We start from the raw sequence: 19874 nt of genomic DNA on the forward strand, positions 1-19874 counted from the left end.
GTGTTTAGGCCTCAAGAGAATTTCCCCACACATTTTTCACCCTTGGACGCACCCCAACAGGCGGGCTAGGTACCTGGCAAATGCACCCCACAGGCAAGAGGTTCAGCAGCGCATTGGCATTGGAGCATTGTTCACAAACCACAGTCTTCCGCTGCGGACAGCCGGAAGCTGGCTAGAATTTTAGACTCCTTGTCACCGCTCGGTATCCAGTGCTGTAACAGCGTTCACAGAGCTCTGGAGGGCGCACAAAATGACCGCAAAACGGCTCCAGTACAAGCGATTCTCGTTGATTTGGACGGCACCCGCCCTGAGAGCGAAGCCTTTTATGCACTTTCATCAGCCCCCCTTTGAGCTTGCGACAACCACAATCCGGCTTTTGCACCACTCCTCCAGCCAACGCTTGACCGGGGAACCGGAGCGATTGTCATCGGTGCCTGCGATGGGCTGGCACGCTAGCTTTGGGTGAAGCTTCAGCCAATGGCTCGCATACCAGCAACCCCGGTTTGCCCGATATCTGTACCATCTCCGGCAATAGTTCCCTGCCGATACGCCCTGGGATCCACCTGCTGCCGGCTGCGGTGCTGCGAGAGCTGGAGCTGTTGCTGTCGCAAGAACTCCGCTTGGACTTGGTTCGCGCGGGTACGGTCGTCGATAAGCGCTAGCGCATAAGCCTGCGCACTGTCCGACGCCTCTGCTTCCGCTGCCGCCAACCGCTGACTTATGCGCGCGACGAACCCGGCCATAAAGGATCTACGTGCCCTGACCAGGCCCATGGTGCTGTCGATTCTTTGGGCACCGCTCAGCATGGACAGCCGCAAGATTGAATAGAGCAGCTCGATTCTGTCTAGGTGCCGAGGCATGCCGAAGAGAGTAACCGAAGCGATTCGCGACGGCCGCAGGCCAATATTGAACCCAACACAATGGAGAACTTCCGCTATCGAGAGCAGTAGGCGCGCTTGCATAGCGGAATAATTGCCGGTGATAGGAAACTCTCGGACCATAACAGCGCCATCATCGGCCTCTAGTTCACTGCGGTCCAGCCCATACTGCGCCAGCAATTGAAAGGCCTTCTCATAGAACACGTCCCCCTCCGGGGTACCCTGCCGATCTATGGCTTGATTCAGCAGCTTGCGTACCCGGGCTTTAATTCGCTCCATCATTCCCCCTGTTAGTCATTTGCCAACAGTGATACCGCTTTCGGTGCCGCTATGCGACGCCCCTAGGGGCGCAGCTGTGGATAACTGCTATGCAGCGCGAGACTGTGGATAAGGATTCATCCCGGACCGGCATGCAAAAACGGCCCCCTCCCTGCAAGAGGGAAGGAGCCGTTCGTGCTTTAAGTTCTTAAGCCTCGGTGACGGAGCCGCCAGCGGCTTCGATCTTTTCCTTGGCAGACTTGGAGAACTTGGTTGCGGTGACGTTGAGCTTGACGCTCAGGTCGCCGTTGCCAAGAATCTTGACTGGCTGGTTCTTACGAGCCAGGCCAGCTGCGACGATCTCAGCAATGGTGACGTCGCCGCCCTTAGGGAAGGCCTTCTCCAGATCCGCTACGTTTACCACCTGGAAAACGACGCGGTTAGGGTTCTTGAAGCCCTTCAGCTTTGGCAGACGCATCTGCAGTGGCATCTGGCCACCTTCGAAGGAGGCCGAAACCTGCTTACGAGCCTTGGTACCCTTGGTACCGCGACCTGCAGTCTTACCCTTGGATGCTTCACCGCGGCCAACGCGGGTCTTAGCCTTGTTTGAGCCCGGTGCTGGGCGCAAGTCGTGGAGCTTAATTGGTTCGCTCATTGTTTACCTACTCCCCCGCTACTTCTTCAACGACGACCATGTGACGAACCACTTTGATCAGACCGCGCACCTGAGGGTTGTCAGGTCGCACGACGGACTGGTGGATCTTACGAAGGCCGAGAGTCTGCAGCGAGTCCTTCTGGTTCTGCTTGGCACCAACGATGCCCTTAACCTGAGTAATCTTGAGGGCCATTGTTTAAGCCTCCTGAGCTGCTACTGCGCGAGCGCGCAGGATACGGGCTGGGGTGACCTCTTCGAGAGTCTTGCCACGGCGGGCAGCGACCTCTTCAGGGCGAACCAGCTGCTTGAGCGCAGCCACGGTTGCATGGACAACGTTAATAGCGTTGTCAGAACCGAGGGACTTGGACAGGACGTCCTGAACGCCAGCACATTCCAAAACTGGACGTGCAGCGCCACCAGCGATAACACCGGTACCAGGAGCGGCTGGGCGCAGCATTACGATGCCTGCTGCAGCTTCGCCCTGGACTGGGTGAGTGATGGTGCCAGCGACCATTGGAACGCGGAAGAAGTTCTTGCGAGCCTCTTCTGCACCCTTCTGGATAGCTGCTGGAACTTCCTTGGCCTTGCCGTAGCCAACACCAACCATGCCCTTGCCGTCGCCAACGATGACGAGAGCGGTGAAGCTGAAGCGACGACCACCCTTAACGACCTTAGACACGCGGTTGATGGTTACAACACGCTCGATGTACTGCGAACGCTCGTCCTGCTGCTGGTTGCGGCGATCATCACGATCACGGCCACGACCGCGGCGCTCGTTGCGCTCGTTGCTGTTGTTGTTGCTGTTGTTGTTCTCGTCGGCGGAGCGTCCGCCGTTACGCCGTTCACGTCCCGGCATTACGCGATCCTTCCGTTGATGTTCATGGTTGCGGTGATCATTAGAACTTCAGACCACCTTCACGTGCAGCGTCGGCCAAAGCGGCGACGCGACCGTGGTACTGGTAGCCGCCACGGTCAAAGACCACAGCTTCGATACCAGCAGCCTTGGCGCGCTCAGCGATGAGCTTGCCAACCTCGGCGCCACGTGCCTTCTTGTCGCCATCAAATGCGCGCACTGCGTCTTCCATGGTGGAAGCTGCAGCCAAGGTACGACCTGCGAGGTCGTCGATGATCTGCACGTGCATGTGGCGAGAGGTGCGGTGCACGACGAGACGTGGAGTCTCGGCAGTGCCACGCAGGTTCTTGCGGATGCGGAAGTGGCGGCGGGCACGAGCCTCGCGACGACGAGAGGAGATGTCCTTGCCTACTGGGAGGCGCTTGGTTGCGTTGTTCTCGTTGCTCATTACTTACCCGTCTTTCCGACCTTGCGACGGACCTGCTCACCCTCGTAGCGGATGCCCTTACCCTTGTAAGGGTCATCCTTACGCAGACGACGGATGATTGCAGCGATCTGTCCGACCTTTTGCTTGTCAATACCCTCGATCGAGAACTTCGTGTTGCCATCAACAGCGAACTTGATGCCTTCTGGAGCTTCGATCAGAACTGGGTGAGAGTAACCCAGGGCGAACTCAAGGTTCTGGCCCTTCTGCTGCACACGGTAGCCGACACCGAAGATTTCCATCTTGATGGTGTAGCCCTTAGTAACGCCCTCAACGAGGTTGTTTACCAAGGAGCGAGACAGGCCATGCAGAGCGCGGTTCTTACGTTGGTCGTCCGGACGGGCGACGACGATCTCGGATCCCTCAACGGAAACGGTGATCGGAGCTGGCAGCTCGAAAGACAGGGTGCCCTTAGGGCCCTTGACCTCGATGTTCTGACCATCGATCTTGGTCTCAACGCCGGATGGGATTGCGATTGGGTTCTTACCGATACGCGACATATGTCAATCCTCCCTTACCAGACGTAGGCGAGAACTTCTCCGCCTACGCCCTTCTCGGTAGCCTGACGATCGGTCAGGAGGCCCTGGGAAGTGGAAATGATTGCCACACCCAAGCCACCCAGAACCTCTGGCAGGTTGGTGGACTTAGCGTAAACGCGCAAGCCAGGCTTGGACACGCGACGAACGCCAGAAATGGAACGCTCACGGGATGGACCGTACTTGAGATCTAGCTTAAGGGTCTTGCCAACCTTTTCGTCAGAAACGGCATAGCCAGCAATGTAGCCCTCTTGCTTGAGGATCTCAGCGATGTTTGCCTTCAACTTGGAAGAAGGCATGGACACAGAGTCGTGGTACGCGTGGTTAGCGTTGCGCACACGCGACAGCATGTCTGCAATTGGATCAGTCATGGTCATAGGATTGTGACCTTGATGCCTTTCTCGCTGCGGTTCCCTTCCCACCCGGCGTTATCAGCTAACTAGCCGGCCACTGCCGCTCACCTAACTCAATAGTTAGGGAGCTCGCTGCCTTAGAATTTGCTGGACGCATTGGGCGGGGGGCCTACAACAAAGTAGGTGGAAAATGTACAAGTGGTACTTAAGTTCGCCTATTTGGGCATGCCAAAGAGCAACGATTTAAGTCCAACGCGCAACACTACCGCATAACACGAGCGTTTCCCAAATCTCTGCACTGGGTACTGCTTGCGCTTCTTCGCGCCCCTCACCACCGGATTTCCCCTGCCGCATCTTTGCTCGCCCGAGCAGCTCAATTGCCAACAACTATCCCAGGGCAGTGACGCCGAGAAGCAGCGCGGTGACGGCCACGATCGGGATGACCACGGTCACCATCGCAACGTCCTTATAGGACTGTTTATGGGTCATCCCGCAGACCAACAGCATGGTCAGTACCGCGCCATTATGGGGCAAGGAATCGAAACTCACAGAGGCCATCGCCATGATGCGGTGCATTGCCTCCATAGAAATCCCTTGTTCAGTTGCCATGCGGGCCAAGTCCGCACCGAAGGTTTCCAAGGTCATAGACAGGCCGCCCGCGGAGGATCCCGTGATACCCGCGATGACGCCGGTAGAAATCACCCCGACGATGAGGGCATTATCCGCGACAGAGAATACGCCGTCGCGAAGCACAGTGAAAGCGGCGAGTGAGCCGATCACAGCGCCGTAACCCACTTCGCTGGCGGTGGTGAACACCGGCAGAATCGCCGATCGTGCTCCCTCACCCAAACCGGTAATGAATACCGCAAATAGACCCGGGCGCATGAGAAAAATGACAAGGATTGCTGTAGCTAGCGCGACGGTCACCGACCACGTGCCCAACACAGAATCCAGTTTGACGGCACCAAACTTCTTTTCCGCCAAGTAGCTGAAATCAAGCTCCTTGGAAATCACGTAGATGAACAGGTAGTTCATTGCCACCACAACCGCAATAGGAATGAATCCCAGGAAGCCACGGAGCGTGATGCTGCCGGGACCCCGGTGAGCTGGTAGATCAGCGTGCCCGCCCTCAGCATCCTCGAGTTCTTTCAGAGCTACGGCATTTGATGTGGAGCCGCCTTCCGGTTCATAGAATTCCCCGGCGCGTTGCAGTGAGCGAACTCGATACTCCAACCAGACCATGCCGAGCACGAGCATCAATGCGGTGCCCGTCAGCCCAAGCGCGGGCGCAGCATATGACGTGGTACCGAAGTATTTGGTTGGAATCACGTTGTGTACCTGGGGGCTGCCCGGCAACGCGGCGATAGCAAAAGTAATGGTGCCAAACGCAATAGCCGCTGGCATTAGTCGTTTGGGAATCCCGGCTTCTTTGAACAGTGCCGTGGCGATCGGCACGATGGTAAATGCCACCACCCAGGCACTCACACCGCCATACGTAAGGAGGGCCGTGGCGAGGACTGTGGAAGCCATCGCCCGCTTCGGACCAAAGGCCCTAGAGATTCCTTGGGCTAGGTCATGTGCAAGGCCGGATACCGTCATCAGACGGCCAAAGATCGCGCCGGTGAGGAAGAGCGGGAAGTAGTTAGTAATGAACTTGCCCAGTGCTGGCATGAAAATTTGGGTATAGGTGGCCAGTAGCGGCGCCCCAGAAAGTGCTGTGGCCAGTAGCGCCGCAATCGGAGCGGCAATAACCACCGAATGCCCGCGATACGCCAACACAATTAGCACAATAAGTGAGAGAAAAATGCCTATCATCGGGATAACCATGAAAAGCTCCGATCGTTAAGGGGCCGTAACCGGGAGTGGAAAAATGACGGAACGCAAGAATGCGCGGCATGCGGCGAATCCCCCGTCGGACACCAAGATGCGCATTATGGAGTGCTCACGGAAGCTTTTCAGCGAGCACACTTTTGCCCAGGTGTCTTTGAAAGACATTGCGAGTGCTGCCGGGGTGAGTGCGCCGCTGATCATCAAACACTTCCAGAGCAAGGAAAACTTGTTTGAACTCACGGTGGATTTCTCCGCAAGCGCAGCGGCTTTGTTTAAGGGGCCGTTCGAGCAGCTAGGCCAGACCTCCATCCATGAGACTTTGACGGCCCCGACCACCGCGCATTATTCAATTATTCGAACCATGACCGTGACTGACGGTTCAGAAAAGTCTTTGAGCGCAATCGGCGAGCGCATCAAGAGGGACATCCTGTCGGTGTTGGAAAAACGCATCCGAGAGGAGGCCCCGCATGCGCAGCCAGCACCCCAGCTAAGAGCACAGGCGGCAATGGCGCTGCTCACGGGGCTATCGCTCATGCGACGGGTGGGCGATACCGATTTCCAGGAGTTCCCACCCGCCGATCTCGCGGACTACTACGCGGGTCTTGTCCAAAAGATCCTTAACGGTCACGAACCAGCTCAATGACGTAGGAGCAATCCTTGTCACCGAAGCCTGCGTCCACCGTCTCCTGGTAGAAAGCGCAGGCCGCCTGCCCGAGCACCGCCGAGGTCCCAGTTTCCTCCAAGGCCTTCTTAGCCAGGTTCAGATCTTTGCTCATGAGCGCGGAAGCGAAGCCGGGCTTGAAATCGTTGTTCGCAGGAGAGGTGGGCACGGGGCCCGGGACCGGGCAGTTGGTGGTCAGCGCCCAGCTGGCACCGGTGGAGTTGGACACGACGTCGAAAAACGCCTGCGGGTTGAGGCCGAGCCGTTCTCCGAGCACCATGGCTTCCGCGAGGACAACTTGGTGCACACCAAGGATCATGTTGTTGCATACCTTAGCCGCTTGACCTGCGCCAATCGCGCCGCAATGGGTTGCCGCTTTTCCGAGCGTGTCAAAGATTGGGCGTGCCTGGGCGAAGGCTTCGTCTGTGCCACCAACCATGAAGGCTAGTGTGCCGGCATCAGCGCCGACTATGCCACCAGAGACCGGGGCGTCAACAAAGCGGTGTCCTTGCGACTCAACCTTGGCCGCTGCTGCACGGGCCTCGTCGACGGCGATGGTCGAGCTGTCGATGAAGAGCACACTGCCGCTTGTCGACGGCAACACCTCCTCCAACACCTGGTCCACGAGTTTGCCATTTGGCAACATTGTGAAGATGACCTGCGCACCTGTTGCGGCTTGAGCTGCGCTGTCACATACCTCAATACCGTTAGCACGCGCCTGGGTTTTAGCTTCTTCCATGACGTCAAAGCCACGGACGGTGTGTCCGGCCTGCACCAGGTTACGGGCCATAGGGCCGCCCATGTTGCCGAGTCCGATAAATGCAATGGTGCTCATGTGGGTTCCTTTCTAGTCCATTTGTGGCATGGAGAAGTCTGCGCCGGTGGCGGTGCCGGATGGCCAGCGCGAGGTAACTGTTTTGGTCTTGGTGTAGAAGCGGAATGAGTCCGGCCCGTGCTGGTTGAGGTCGCCGAAGCCGGAGGCCTTCCAGCCACCGAAGGTGTGGTAGGCGATTGGCACTGGGATTGGCACGTTGATTCCAACCATTCCTACTTGGACGCGGGCAGCGAATTCGCGGGCGGCACCGCCATTGCGGGTGAAGATGGCTACGCCATTGCCGTATGCGTGCTCATTTGGCAGCTTGATGGCTTCTTCAAAAGTGTCTGCACGGACGATCGTGAGCACTGGGCCGAAGATCTCCTCGGTGTAGATGGACATCTCTGGGGTGACGTGATCGAAGAGAGTTGGGGCGATGAAGTAGCCATCCTGGAGGGATTCGCCGTTGAATTCCTCGTCGGTGGCTCCCTTGCCACGGCCGTCGATAACCAGCTCAGCACCCGCAGCCTCGCCCTCGCCGATCAGCTTTTCGATCCGCTCAAGGGCGGACTGCGCGACGACCGGACCGTAGGAAGCCTGTGGGTCGAGAGAATGGCCGACCTTGAGCTCTGGAATACGCTCTTCCAGTTTCTTGCGCAGCTCGTTAGCGGTTTCCTCTCCTACTGGAACAGCTACGGAGATGGCCATGCAGCGCTCGCCAGCGGAGCCATAAGCAGCACCGATGAGGGCATCAACCACCTGATCCATGTCCGCGTCTGGGAGAATCAGCGCGTGGTTCTTCGCACCGCCAAAGCACTGGGCACGCTTGCCAGTTGCTGCGCAGCGCTCGTAGATATACTGCGCGATCGGGGTGGAACCGACGAAACCGACGGCCTGGATAATCTCGGAATCGAGGATCGCGTCTACGGCACCCTTGTCACCATGGACAACGTTGAACACACCCGCCGGGCCGCCGGCCTCGATGAAGAGTTCCGCCAGGCGAACCGGGACGGATGGGTCGCGCTCGGATGGCTTGAGCACAAAGGCGTTTCCACAAGCAAGCGCCGGCCCGGCCTTCCACAGTGGGATCATGGCCGGAAAGTTGAATGGGGTGATGCCTGCGACCACGCCGAGCGGCTGGCGCATGGAGTACACGTCGATGCCGGTGCCAGCAGAGGTGGTGTATTCCCCTTTGAGCAGGTGCGGCGCACCGAGGGCGAACTCGAGGACGTCGGTGCCACGGATGATGTCGCCCTTCGCGTCCTCGTGGGTTTTGCCGTGTTCGAGGGACAGGGTGGCGGCAATCTCATCGATGTTCTCGTTGATGAGGGCGATCCACTTCATGATGATGCGGATGCGCTTCTGTGGGTTGGTCTTTGCCCAGGAGATCTGGGCCTTGGCAGCGTTCTCGATGACCTGATTGACCTCTACGCTGCTCGCCAGGCGGACCTTGGCCTGGACCTGGCCGGTAGATGGGTTCATGATGTCGGCCGTGCGCTCGGCAGAGCCTTCGACCTTCTTGCCGCCGATGAAGTGCGGGACAGTATTAACCATGGAGCTTCTCCTCACGCAGATTGATGTGTTCTAAAGCACACCATACGGAGAGGTGGGTCACACTGGAAGCAAAAGTGTGATAGAAAACGCCGTTTACCCCTAAGGGGCGGTTAATGGCGCTCAGCTGGGAACATTCCTATCCCCGCGCACATTTCACGTGCAAAAGACGTATAAAGAGGGACAAAGGATGTCAGATATTGAGTTTTTGTTTTCGGTCAACGCAATCTATGTCGCTTGCTTGCTGGGCATGGTACTTACTTCTACTTTCGGCAAGCTGGCGTGGGTTGTAGAAAACCGTCGCAGCGTGGACCACATACAAATCCCCCGCCTATCTCCAGAGGCCATAGCGATACTCAGCGGTGGACGACACAACTTTATTTGGGTCATGCTTTTTCGACTCCGCCAGCTCGGCATCTTAACCTAAGATCAGCAGGGCAAGTTCTTCCTCTCTAACACGACCGCCATCCACTCCCCTTTCGTCCGTCAGTTCATCGAGATGCTTCGCAAAGGCAACTCCGATGACATACACTGGCGCCCCAACTCGCCCACTGAAATGTCACTGGCGGTTCGCGAGCTGGAAGCCCACAAGCTCTGGGGCATTCATCTGAAAGACGTCAGTCTGCCATTGGGCGTTTGCTCGTTCATCAATTCAGTATTCACTGTGGGCGGTTTTGCCCTAAGCATGGTCAGCTGGTGAATCAACCTCTGTTATGTGTACAAAATCACCGAATGGAATACTGACGGGCCCGTTAACTTCACCATCACTTTGGCCTTGTTCTTTTTGTCTTTCACTTACTTCAAAACCGTGAGCATCCCGCACAAGTTCAGCGACCGCGGTTTCCGCTGTTGGACTCACAAAGAAAAGGCCGGACTGGCGGGGTACCAGATTGGCGTGGGCCGCAGCTTCCTCAAGAACTGCGCTTTTCCTCGCGAAAATGAAATCTACAAGGTCGCGCTACACGGGCAGGACTACCTGAGGTTCACAGAACCAGGCTTCCTAAACCAATTTGCCTGGGTGATCCCAGAGACTTTTGCCGCCGAAGAACGAAGGCGCTCAGAGGACTAAACTTTTAAGGCATGACTAGTATCCCTGAATACATTGTGGGTGCCTACGCCGCTATGCCGACGACACAGGTAGAAAGCGAACAGTTTTATAACGCGCTCGCGGACTCCGGTTTCGTCACTGGCATCGAGGTCCCTTGGCTCGGCACAGCGTTTGCACCCGACCCAGACTGGGGCTGGCTGGCCGAGCAGCTATCTGGTCGATTCCGCGGCTGCATCGTCACCGCAATCCCAGGCACCATGAAAACGCTGGGAAACAATCCCCTTTTCGGAATTGCTTCCGGCGATCCGACCGGCCGAGCAGAGGGCGTGACTTTTGCCACCCAGGTCTTGCAGAAGGCAGCCCAACTCAACGAAGCCACCGGCGAGCAAACCATTTCTCGGGTAGCGGTTCACTCTGCACCGAGCCACACTCCCCTCTGCAATGCACTGAGTGAGTCTCTCGCTGAGCTAGTTCCGATTGCGACCAGCCTCGGTCTTACCCTCATCGTCGAGCACTGCGATGCCCATGATGGAATCGGCCCCGGAGAAAAGGAGTTCCTCACTCTCGAAGAGGAAATCGCAGCATGCGCCGATACCAAGACCCCGATCACGATCAACTGGGGACGCAGCGTGGTGGAATCACACAACACCGATCAGCCCACAAAGCAGGTGAACCAGCTAAGGGAGTCCGGACTGTTGGGCGGCATCATGTGTTCCGGAGCTGGCCCCGATGCCACTCAGTACGGCCCGGCATGGGCCGATGCACACCTACCGCTCAGCACTGACGAACCATCGAGCTGGATGACACCAAGTACAGTGGCCGAATTCTGCAGCGCAGCGAAGGGGGCAGAGGCCTACCGAGGAATAAAGATCCAAGTACCCAAGGACTCCGACATCGCAACGCGCATTGCAATGCTCCGCGCGGTCCATGCAGCTATGAGCAATTAAGCCCAAGAGCCGGCCTGGGGATAATCTCAGACCGGCTCTTTTACTGCGCAAACTTAAGCATTCTTCGCCTTAAACTCGCGACGGCGAATGTGCAGGATCGGCTCGGTATAGCCCGCCGGACTCTTCGTCCCCAGCAGGATCAGATCCTTGGCGGCCTGGAAGGCGATGGATTCGTTGTAATCCGCGGCCATCGGCTGGTAGGTGACGTCACCCTCGTTCTGCTTATCGACGACCACAGCCATGCGCTGCAGGGAGTCAACGATTTGTTCCTCAGTCACGATGCCGTGATGCAGCCAGTTGGCCAGCAGCTGAGAAGAAATACGCAGCGTGGCACGGTCTTCCATGAGGTCCACGTTGTGGATATCCGGCACTTTAGAACATCCGACGCCCTGTTCGACCCAACGCACCACGTAGCCCAGGATGGACTGGCAATTGTTGTCCAGTTCCTCCTTCTTTTCTTCCTCGGACCAGCCCGTAGTTGGTGCGACCGGAACCGTGAGCAGGTCGTGGAATGCATCGCGACGGCCGTCGCTACGCAGTTGCTCCTGCACCGCCGCCACGTTGACCTCGTGGTAGTGCGTCGCATGGAGGGTAGCTCCCGTTGGAGATGGCACCCATGCCGTGTTCGCACCTTCGCGTGGCTGGCCTCCCTTCGCAGCCAACATCTCTGCCATGAGCTCGGTCATTGCCCACATGCCCTTGCCGATCTGAGCCTTGCCCGGCAACGAGTTCGCAATGCCCGCATCAACGTTGTTGTCCTCATAGGCGAGCTTCCACGGCGAAGTCTGCAGGTCAGCCTTGCGCACCATGGCGCCCGCGTTCATGGAGGTGTGGATCTCATCGCCGGTACGATCCAGGAATCCGGTGTTAATGAATACCAGGCGATCCGCAACCTCCTGGATACAGGCGTCGAGGTTGACAGAGGTACGACGCTCCTCATCCATCACGCCAACCTTGATGGTGAATTCTGGCAGCTCGAGCAGTCGCTCGACGGCACCGAAAAGCTCATTCGTGAATGCTACTTCTTCTGGACCATGCTGTTTCGGCTTCACGATGTAGATGGAACCGGTGCGTGAATTGCGCAGCTGGTTGCGCTTTTCCATTCCCGGAATGGCGGCGGCCGAGGTGATGATGGCGTCCATGATGCCCTCAAAGATCTCCTCACCATCGATGAGGATCGCAGGGTTTGTCATCAGGTGGCCTACGTTTCGAACCAGCTGCAGGGAACGTCCATGCAGTCGAATCTCCGCACCATTGCGCCCCATGAACATGCGGTCCTTGTGCAGCGCACGAATGAAGGTCTCGTTACCCTTCGTGACCTCCTCAGTGAGAGTGCCATCCATCAGACCCAGCCAATTGCGGTAGCCAAGCACCTTATCTTCTGCATCGACGGCGGCGACGGAGTCCTCAAAGTCCATGATGGTGGTGACTGCGGATTCCAGGATGATATCCTTCATGCCAACCGGGTCGGTGGAGCCGATTGGGGACATCGGGTCCAGCTCCAGGATGATGTGCAGACCATTGTTGCGTAGCAGGATGGATTCCGGATGATCGATGGTGCCCCGGAAGCCGCGGTACGCCTTGGAATCTTTCAGGCGGTATTCATCGCCCTTAGCCTTTGCGACGAACTCGCCGCTCATGATCTTGTACTTCTCTACGTCTTTGTGGGAAATGCCGTCGAGAGGCACTGCCCGGTCGAGGAAGTCTCGACCCCACGCAATGACCTTGTCACCGCGAACCTTGTTGTAGCCGCCCTTCTTCTCAGCGCCTCCTTCTTCAGAAATAGCGTTAGTTCCGTATAGGGCGTCGTAGAGGGAACCCCAGCGAGCATTCGCAGCATTGAGGGCAAAGCGGGCATTCAGGACAGGAACCACGAGCTGCGGGCCTGCAATGCTGGCTATTTCCTCATCGACGTTTGCGGTACGAATTGGCTGCGGATCGGGCTGTGCTACCAGGTAACCGATCTCGCGTAAGAATGCTTCATGCTCCGCAAGATCTGGCTGACCAGGATTTTCGGCGTAGTGCCGATCGAGCTTGGCTTGCAACTCATCGCGCTTGGCAAGCAGCTCCTTATTGCGAGGGGTGAAGTCGCGCACGATGCGGCCAAATCCACTCCAGAAGTGGTCCGCATCCTTGCCGACGTGAGGCAGAATCTCCGCATTGACAAAGTCATACAGCACACGGGCGACGTTCATGCCACCAATTTCTACGCGTTCGGTGTGCGGTTCCTGGAAATCAATCGTGATGGGCGCGCTCATGGTTACTCCTCGGGAAGCTTTCGATGTTTGGTTGGTCCGTCACAAACTTCGCTGATCCGGCAGCGAGCCGGAGTGGAAGTGTGTTAGCGAGGTAACAGCCACCCTAGGTGACGCCCATCACAAAGTGAAGGAAATTTTGAAAACTACCCCTTTACCAACTTTACAAATTTACAACAGTAGTGATTCATTTCACGTCCTCTCAGCGTCCTACGTTTGCAAAATACGCCCGCAATCCCTGCAGGCCGCGCCGTTTTTGAGATCAAAGTCACAGAGAACTTTGCAAGCTAACATTTTGCAGTTTTCACAAAACCCCCTCCCACCCCCAAGCAAATCTTAACCCCGCAAAGCCATTGACGGCGAGACCTAAATCACACATGCTTGGGGACATGTCGAGCAACACACTCCCCTTTCTGGAGATCCAACAGCTCCGACACCCCACCTTTTGCACACACTAAGGAGCTAATCCCATGAGCAACGTAGGCAAGCCACGTACCGCAGCCGAGATCCAGCAGGATTGGGACACCAACCCCCGCTGGGAAGGCATCAGCCGTGACTACACTGCCGAGCAGGTAGCTGAGCTGCAGGGCAACGTCGTCGAAGAGCACACGCTTGCGCGTCGCGGAGCCGAGATCCTGTGGGAAAAGGTCAGCCGCAAGGATGATTCCTACATCAACGCACTCGGCGCACTGACCGGTAACCAGGCTGTCCAGCAGGTACGCGCTGGACTGCAGGCGGTGTACCTCTCCGGTTGGCAGGTCGCAGGTGATGCCAACCTTTCCGGGCACACCTACCCAGACCAGTCCCTATACCCAGCAAACTCCGTCCCTAACGTCGTTCGCCGCATCAACAATGCGCTACTGCGTGCCGACGAAATCGCACGCGCCGAGGGTGACACTACCGTTGAAGACTGGCTCGTTCCGATCGTCGCCGACGGCGAAGCCGGCTTCGGTGGAGCGCTGAACGTCTACGAGCTCCAGAAGGCAATGATCGCTGCCGGTGCCGCTGGCACCCACTGGGAAGACCAGCTCGCTTCCGAGAAGAAGTGTGGTCACCTCGGCGGCAAGGTCCTCATCCCAACCCAGCAGCACATCCGCACCCTGAACGCTGCCCGCCTAGCAGCCGACGTTGCTAACACCCCGACTGTGGTGATCGCCCGCACCGACGCCGAAGCAGCCACCCTCATCACCTCCGACGTCGACGAGCGCGACCGCCCATTCATCACCGGCGAACGCACCGCAGAAGGCTTCTACAAGATTCAGAACGGCATCGAACCATGTATCGCACGTGCGAAGTCTTACGCGCCTTACGCCGACATGATCTGGATGGAAACCGGCACCCCGGATCTGGAGCTCGCCAAGAAGTTTGCTGAAGCCGTCAAGTCCGAATACCCAGACCAACTGTTGTCCTACAACTGCTCCCCATCCTTCAACTGGTCCAAGCACCTCGACGACGCCACCATCGCCAAGTTCCAGCGCGAACTCGGCGCCATGGGCTTCAAGTTCCAGTTCATCACCCTGGCTGGCTTCCATGCCCTCAACTACGGCATGTTCGATCTGGCTCACGGCTACGCCCGCAAAGGCATGACCTCCTTCGTTGACCTGCAGAACCGCGAGTTCCAGGCTGCCGAAGAGCGTGGTTTCACCGCCGTCAAGCATCAGCGCGAAGTGGGCGCAGGCTATTTCGATCAGATCGCCACCACCGTGGATCCAAATACCTCCACTGCTGCCCTGAAGGGCTCGACTGAGGAAGAGCAGTTCCACTAGACCTCGCCCGTTTTCTGTCTCAGGCATATCACATGGCGGTAGTGAGCCAATTCTGTACTCTCTTCTACGCGTCGACGGAATCCGATAGCCACCCACCAGTCGGCGACAACACGATCATGATTTCGCCCCCATGATTTTGCAGGTAACAAGAGCGCTACTAGTCAGCATTCTGAACGACCATTCACAAAATCATGGGGGCGAAATCATGGTCGCAGCCTTCTAAGCCGCTAGAATCCTCTTATCCCAGCAGAAAACCCGCTACCTAAAACAAGGTAGCGGGTTTAGAACCGAGAAAGGCTAGTGCTCAGCCTGGCCTGGCTTCTTGAATGGGAAGCCCAGTTCGCGCAGCAGCGCGCGGCCTTCGTCATTGTTCGTAGCCGTGGTGACGATGGTGATGTCCATACCGCGTGGGCGGTCGACCTTGTCAACATCGATTTCGTAGAACATGGTCTGCTCGGTGAGGCCGAAGGTGTAGTTACCGTGGCCGTCGAACTGCTGGTCGGAGAGACCACGGAAGTCGCGGATACGTGGGAGGGCGACGGTCAGCAGACGGTCGAGGAATTCCCACATACGGTCGCCACGCAAGGTAACGCGAGCGCCAATTGGCATGCCTTCGCGAAGCTTGAAGTTAGCGATGGACTTCTTCGCACGACGAAGCTCTGGCTTCTGACCGGTGATCAGGGTGAGGTCTTCGAGTGCGCCGTTGATCAGCTTGGAGTCACGAGCGGCGTCGCCGACACCCATGTTGACAACAACCTTGACTACGCCAGGGATCTGCATGATGTTCTCGTAGGAGAACTCTTCATTCAGCTTGGTGCGGATCTCTTCGCGGTAACGGGTCTTGAGACGCGGAGTGTAGTTTTCGCTCATTTTAGATGTCCTTCCCGTTCTTACGCGAGATACGAACGCGCTTGCCGTTCTCGTCTACGCGGTAGGCAACGCGAGTTGGGTTGCCGTCGGCGTCGAGAACCATGACGTTCGAAACGTGGATCGGGGCTTCCTGAGTCACGATGCCGCCGGACTCTGCGCCACGCTCTGGTGCGGAGTTAGCAACGTGCTTCTTGATGCGGTTGACACCCTCAACGATGACCTTGTTGGTCTTTGGGAAAGCCTGAATGACCTTGCCCTTTGCGCCCTTGTCTGGGCCGGAGATGACGAGTACGTTATCGCCCTTATGGATCTTCATGGGTTAGATCACCTCCGGTGCGAGAGAAACGATCTTCATGAACTTCTTGTCACGAAGCTCACGAGCGACTGGGCCGAAGATACGGGTGCCCTTTGGCTCGTTGTCGTTCTTGATGAGAACTGCAGCGTTCTCATCGAAGCGAATGTAGGAGCCGTCTGCGCGACGGGTTTCCTTCTTGGCGCGGACGATGACTGCCTTGACAATCTCGCCCTTCTTTACGTTGCCGCCTGGGGCAGCTTCCTTGACAGTAGCGACGATGACGTCGCCAATGCCAGCAAAGCGTCGAGTGGAGCCACCGAGAACGCGGATGCACAGGATTTCACGTGCACCGGTGTTATCGGCAACCTTCAGACGCGATTCTTGCTGAATCACTAGGGTCTCCTGACCTGGTTGAAACTTGATGTGCGCCGGATTTCCGTCCCGAGCGCACGCGGTCGGTGTTGCACAAGGTAAAACACGAAAAAGTTCCGGGCCCATTTCCTTAGCCAAAGCTGGGATTATGGATCTCGCGGGTTGTGCAACTGAAGTAGCCTAACACGCTGGAGTTTCGCTTCAAAATCCGTGTTTCCGATAAAGCTTTCCACGCCAGCTAAGCTCTAAAGCTATGACCTATCGCCTACTGCTAGCCGGCCTCACCTTGCAGGCGATCGCTGCGTTAGTTTTCCTCGGCAGCGGATTTGGCCTCTCCTGGCCGGCACGTCTCATTGTCCCCAGCGTTCTAGCCTTACTCGGCTCTGCCGTAGTCCTGTTCAGCGTATACCGCAAGCACACGGTGGGAACACCCAAGGCGCTAGCGATCGTCGGTTCTCTGCTCAATTTGCCAGGTTGGGGCAGTTGGCTGCTTGTTGCGCTCACCTCAGAACCAGGCGATCCCGTCATCAACATCACTGGTCTTTTGGCCGTTGTGGGATTTGTGATCACAGCCTTTGCATTGTTCGGAGCGATTGTCCAACCGTGGCTAGAGCGGGCACAATACCGCTTCACCTGGGCCGCACTGTTCCTGGCTTTGCAGCTAGCAGCTCAGGCCTTCACGTGGTACCGATACTCAAACCAGGCGTTAGATACGGCTCTCCAGGACTGGTTCATCCCATTGCTGCTGGTGCCCGTTTTCATCGGCGGCATCCAGTTGCTGGTGGCCACTAACGTCAAGCACAACCCGCACGCGAAGATCTTGTCCACCATTGGCGCGGTGCTATGCATGCTGGGGGCCATTCCCTTCTTCGGGCTTTTTGGTAGCGAATTGGCACTACTCAGTACTTTTGCTGCTGCGGTCGTTGAATCGTTCGAGCTGCGCCCCTGGCGCCGGGGCCGGCAAGAACGCTCGGCACGCGAAGAGTAGCGGAGTTATGTTCAATTCAAAGCTTCTGAACTCAGTTCCGCCGGGGCCGATGCTGATCGCAGGCTGGTTTAGTCTGCTGATTCTTGGTTTCGTTTTTCTTTTGCCAACCCGAACACCATTGGTGGCAATCCTAGGGCTCGTCACGTGTGCTGTTATCGGCCTAGCGTGTTACCGCAGCGAGTTGCTTTCCAGCCGCATTCTTGGCTCCCTAAGTGCAGTCATTGGGATTTTGCTGTGGATCATCGCGGCCCTTGACACCATGGATCCGGGTGATGACGTGCTTTCTCCTGGCCTGCACATCCATTACGCTCTGTTCACCGTATTCGCTCTCGGTGTTGCGCTCTTCGCGGCAACTTCAACTCGCTTCACTAAGCACGCCTCCGCTGCGGCGAAAAGCCCCTGGCCGCTAGCGTTCCTTCTCGGCTACGCGCTGGCAGGGCCGTGTTGGCTGCTCTGCTCTTTGTACCCGTTCTCACAGGATTGGGTCATTTCGCAGCTCCTCGCCGTCCCCGCCATGGTCGGCGTGTTGCAGTTGACACGAACTCTCGCGGTACTGCCGTCGCCGGCGCGCGACCTGTCTCTAATGTCCAGCATCATTGCAGTGATTGGCTTCCTCACTGTGGCGCTGTCACCCGTTACGTGGATCCCTGCCGCTCTGCTGACTGCGATTGCGTGCTTCAAGTCTTATCGACAAACCTAAGGCCCCTCCTGCGCTTCTCACCGTGTTGAGTCTTTGCACGATTTACACCGGCAGCGCCTAAACAGTGGAACAATAGAGAAATGATCGAGCACACTTCCGCCTCAGTCACTCAGCTGCGCGACGTACTCTCCGACACCACCTTCGTGTTGGAACCTTCCGCGCAGGAGACTGCCCAGGCCCTCGTCCACCAGGTAGACGACTATGTTCTGCCGCGGCTGACAAACATCGATGCACCGCTACTTGCCGTGATCGGCGGTTCCACCGGCAGCGGAAAATCGACGCTGGTCAACGCCGTTGTGGGCTCGCAAGTGAGTGTTTCCGGCGCGATCCGGCCGACTACCCGCCAACCGGTTCTGGTGGCCAATCCGGAGGATGCCGAGTGGTTCGCCGCTGGACAGGTTTTACCAGGCCTCGCCCGCGAACACGGCGCGGCTGCTGCGAATCCCACCGCCACCTCACTACGCACCGTAACCACCGAGACTCTGCGGCCGGGCCTCGCGCTTCTCGACGCCCCCGACTTCGATTCCATCGATGATAAGAACCGGGCCCTCGCCTCGCAGCTCCTTGCGGCGGCGGACCTGTGGATCTTTGTCACCACCCCGGCGCGGTACGCAGATCAGCTGGTTTGGAATTTCCTGCACGATGCGGCATCCCGCAACATCGAGGTCATAGTGGTGCTCAACCGGGTCGACGAGGAAGCGATGCGGACTGTCCCGGAGGATCTCCGGCGCATGATGCTCGACGCCCAGCTCGGTGATTCGAAGCTCATCACGGTACCCTATGTTGAGCATCTTTCTGGGCTGCTTGCACTCGACCTTGTTGCTCCGCTGCGCGATCATTTGGCGCAGCTGGCTGCGGATTCTGTCGCCCGCAGAGCAATGGCAGCGAAGACGGTGCAAGGCGTGGTTGGACAGATCACGGCAAAGGTAACCGGGCTCGCTGAGATTAAGGCGCGTGAGGAAGAATTCGCCGCCCAGCTCGACGGCGCCATCGATGACACCTATGCACGCGCCCGCGACCAGGTGATTGATGCCACCCAGGACGGCAATCTGCTGCGCAAAGAGGTTATGCAGCGCTGGCAAGACTTCGTGGGAACCTCGGATGCCTTCCGAACCATGGAACGGTGGTATTCCCTGTCAGTGGATCGCCTCGGTAGCTTCTTCACTGGCAAGCCGGCGCCGGTGCGGGAAGTGGAGACTGAAATTGAAGCCGGGTTGCATGCGGTCGTCGTGGATGCCGCAGAAACTGCAGCGACGCGCAGCTGGTCTCATCTGGGTACTGCGACTCCGGAGTTGCGGGCGTCGGCAAGCCCAGAGCTGGCTCATGCCAGCGCCGACATCACAGAGGCTACTGCCCAGCTGGTACGCGACTGGCAGGCAAGCCTCGTGGACACTATTCAAAACAGCGCGGGCGACAAACGGATGCAGGCCCGCATCATGTCTTTGGGGCTCAATGTGGTCACCGTAGCGCTGATGCTGGTTGTCTTTGCTTCTACCGCTGGGCTGACTGGAGGCGAGATCGCGATCGCTGGCGGCTCCGCAGTGCTCGGCCAAAAGATGTTGGAGACGATCTTTGGTGAGGACGCTGTGCGGCGGATGGCCAAGCACGCCCGCACTGACCTGGATAGTCGCATTGAAACGTTGTTCGGGGCAGAGCGTAGCCGTTATTACGAGGTTACTGACGACCTTGTGCGTGGCTCGAGCTCACAAGACCTCACCGTGGCCCGCGACCACGCTAATGCGGAAGCAGGTGCCTAAGAC

22 protein-coding genes are annotated in these 19874 nt (G+C 57.7%); 8 read left to right on the top strand and 14 right to left on the bottom strand.

All coding sequences use genetic code 11. The annotated features are described in order from the left end of the window. Positions 1-470 precede the first annotated feature (470 nt). From WG936_RS02690 to WG936_RS02725, 8 genes are all read right to left on the bottom strand, one after another. Complete coding sequence (locus WG936_RS02690; RefSeq protein ID WP_339564284.1) at positions 471-1160, bottom strand: DUF2786 domain-containing protein; 690 nt, start codon at positions 1158-1160, stop codon at positions 471-473. Positions 1161-1344: 184 nt separating this feature from the next. Next, entirely contained in the window at positions 1345-1791 is a 447-nt protein-coding gene (rplO, locus tag WG936_RS02695) for a 50S ribosomal protein L15 (RefSeq protein ID WP_339564285.1), read from the bottom strand. Between the two features lie 7 nt (positions 1792-1798). Next, positions 1799-1984 carry a 50S ribosomal protein L30 gene (rpmD, locus tag WG936_RS02700; protein WP_339564286.1) on the bottom strand — a complete coding sequence of 62 codons (186 nt, stop codon included), beginning with the start codon at positions 1982-1984 and terminating at the stop codon, positions 1799-1801. 3 nt (positions 1985-1987) lie between these two features. Then, positions 1988-2647 (bottom strand): 30S ribosomal protein S5, encoded by a 660-nt coding sequence (gene rpsE, locus WG936_RS02705; RefSeq protein ID WP_339572047.1) that lies wholly within the window; start codon positions 2645-2647, stop codon positions 1988-1990. Between the two features lie 40 nt (positions 2648-2687). Then, positions 2688-3092: a 50S ribosomal protein L18 gene (gene rplR / locus WG936_RS02710; RefSeq protein ID WP_339572048.1), complete on the bottom strand. Its 405-nt coding sequence runs from the start codon at positions 3090-3092 to the stop codon at positions 2688-2690. Further along, entirely contained in the window at positions 3092-3628 is a 537-nt protein-coding gene (rplF, locus tag WG936_RS02715) for a 50S ribosomal protein L6 (protein ID WP_339564289.1), read from the bottom strand. The genes rplR and rplF overlap by 1 nt, the downstream gene beginning before the upstream one ends. Before the next feature lie 14 nt (positions 3629-3642). Beyond that, complete coding sequence (gene rpsH, locus WG936_RS02720; RefSeq protein WP_339564290.1) at positions 3643-4041, bottom strand: 30S ribosomal protein S8; 399 nt, start codon at positions 4039-4041, stop codon at positions 3643-3645. 363 nt (positions 4042-4404) lie between these two features. After that, complete coding sequence (locus tag WG936_RS02725; RefSeq protein ID WP_445227925.1) at positions 4405-5844, bottom strand: GntP family permease; 1440 nt, start codon at positions 5842-5844, stop codon at positions 4405-4407. Positions 5845-5887: 43 nt separating this feature from the next. Here WG936_RS02725 and WG936_RS02730 point away from each other — a divergent pair, with 43 nt between their 5' ends. Beyond that, positions 5888-6490: a TetR/AcrR family transcriptional regulator gene (locus WG936_RS02730; protein WP_339572050.1), complete on the top strand. Its 603-nt coding sequence runs from the start codon at positions 5888-5890 to the stop codon at positions 6488-6490. On the opposite strand, the gene mmsB is transcribed toward WG936_RS02730, so the two are convergent. Both mmsB and WG936_RS02740 read right to left on the bottom strand, forming a co-directional pair. Continuing rightward, positions 6465-7343: a 3-hydroxyisobutyrate dehydrogenase gene (gene mmsB / locus WG936_RS02735; protein WP_339572051.1), complete on the bottom strand. Its 879-nt coding sequence runs from the start codon at positions 7341-7343 to the stop codon at positions 6465-6467. The genes WG936_RS02730 and mmsB overlap by 26 nt on opposite strands. 12 nt (positions 7344-7355) lie before the next feature. After that, on the bottom strand, positions 7356-8876 hold the full coding sequence (locus WG936_RS02740; protein ID WP_339572052.1) for a CoA-acylating methylmalonate-semialdehyde dehydrogenase: 1521 nt from the start codon (positions 8874-8876) through the stop codon (positions 7356-7358). Positions 8877-9063: 187 nt separating this feature from the next. Between WG936_RS02740 and WG936_RS02745 the strand changes: the two genes are divergently transcribed. The 3 genes from WG936_RS02745 (at position 9064) to WG936_RS02755 (ending at position 10868) form a co-directional block, all read left to right on the top strand. Further along, positions 9064-9300, top strand: coding sequence for a hypothetical protein (locus WG936_RS02745; RefSeq protein WP_339572053.1), 237 nt, complete (start codon positions 9064-9066; stop codon positions 9298-9300). 288 nt (positions 9301-9588) lie between these two features. Beyond that, positions 9589-9942 carry a hypothetical protein gene (locus WG936_RS02750; RefSeq protein WP_339572054.1) on the top strand — a complete coding sequence of 118 codons (354 nt, stop codon included), beginning with the start codon at positions 9589-9591 and terminating at the stop codon, positions 9940-9942. An 11-nt stretch (positions 9943-9953) separates the two neighbouring features. Then, positions 9954-10868: a DUF4862 family protein gene (locus tag WG936_RS02755; protein ID WP_339572055.1), complete on the top strand. Its 915-nt coding sequence runs from the start codon at positions 9954-9956 to the stop codon at positions 10866-10868. Between the two features lie 53 nt (positions 10869-10921). Here the strand turns inward: WG936_RS02755 and glcB are convergent, their stop codons facing one another. After that, a complete protein-coding gene (gene glcB / locus WG936_RS02760) occupies positions 10922-13126 on the bottom strand; it encodes a malate synthase G (RefSeq protein WP_339572056.1) in 2205 nt (734 codons plus the stop codon). Positions 13127-13593: 467 nt separating this feature from the next. Between glcB and aceA the strand changes: the two genes are divergently transcribed. Next, the gene (gene aceA / locus WG936_RS02765; protein WP_339572057.1) at positions 13594-14889 is read left to right on the top strand and encodes an isocitrate lyase; all 1296 of its coding nucleotides are present in this window, start codon (positions 13594-13596) and stop codon (positions 14887-14889) included. Between the two features lie 297 nt (positions 14890-15186). On the opposite strand, the gene rplE is transcribed toward aceA, so the two are convergent. The 3 genes from rplE to rplN are packed head-to-tail and all read right to left on the bottom strand — an operon-like array spanning position 15187 to position 16447. After that, entirely contained in the window at positions 15187-15759 is a 573-nt protein-coding gene (rplE, locus tag WG936_RS02770; RefSeq protein WP_339564299.1) for a 50S ribosomal protein L5, read from the bottom strand. Position 15760: 1 nt separating this feature from the next. After that, a complete protein-coding gene (gene rplX / locus WG936_RS02775) occupies positions 15761-16075 on the bottom strand; it encodes a 50S ribosomal protein L24 (protein WP_339564300.1) in 315 nt (104 codons plus the stop codon). 3 nt (positions 16076-16078) lie between these two features. After that, a complete protein-coding gene (gene rplN / locus WG936_RS02780; protein WP_339564301.1) occupies positions 16079-16447 on the bottom strand; it encodes a 50S ribosomal protein L14 in 369 nt (122 codons plus the stop codon). 232 nt (positions 16448-16679) lie between these two features. On the opposite strand from rplN, the gene WG936_RS02785 reads away from it, so the two are divergent. The 3 genes from WG936_RS02785 to WG936_RS02795 all read left to right on the top strand — a co-directional run bounded on the left by WG936_RS02785 (position 16680) and on the right by WG936_RS02795 (position 19871). Then, the gene (locus tag WG936_RS02785) at positions 16680-17414 is read left to right on the top strand and encodes a hypothetical protein (protein WP_339572058.1); all 735 of its coding nucleotides are present in this window, start codon (positions 16680-16682) and stop codon (positions 17412-17414) included. 7 nt (positions 17415-17421) lie between these two features. Further along, on the top strand, positions 17422-18114 hold the full coding sequence (locus WG936_RS02790; RefSeq protein ID WP_339572059.1) for a hypothetical protein: 693 nt from the start codon (positions 17422-17424) through the stop codon (positions 18112-18114). Between the two features lie 80 nt (positions 18115-18194). Then, positions 18195-19871, top strand: coding sequence for a dynamin family protein (locus tag WG936_RS02795; protein WP_339572060.1), 1677 nt, complete (start codon positions 18195-18197; stop codon positions 19869-19871). Positions 19872-19874 lie beyond the last annotated feature (3 nt).

The organism is Corynebacterium sp. H127 (genome assembly GCF_037482665.1).
Lineage (GTDB): Bacteria > Actinomycetota > Actinomycetes > Mycobacteriales > Mycobacteriaceae > Corynebacterium.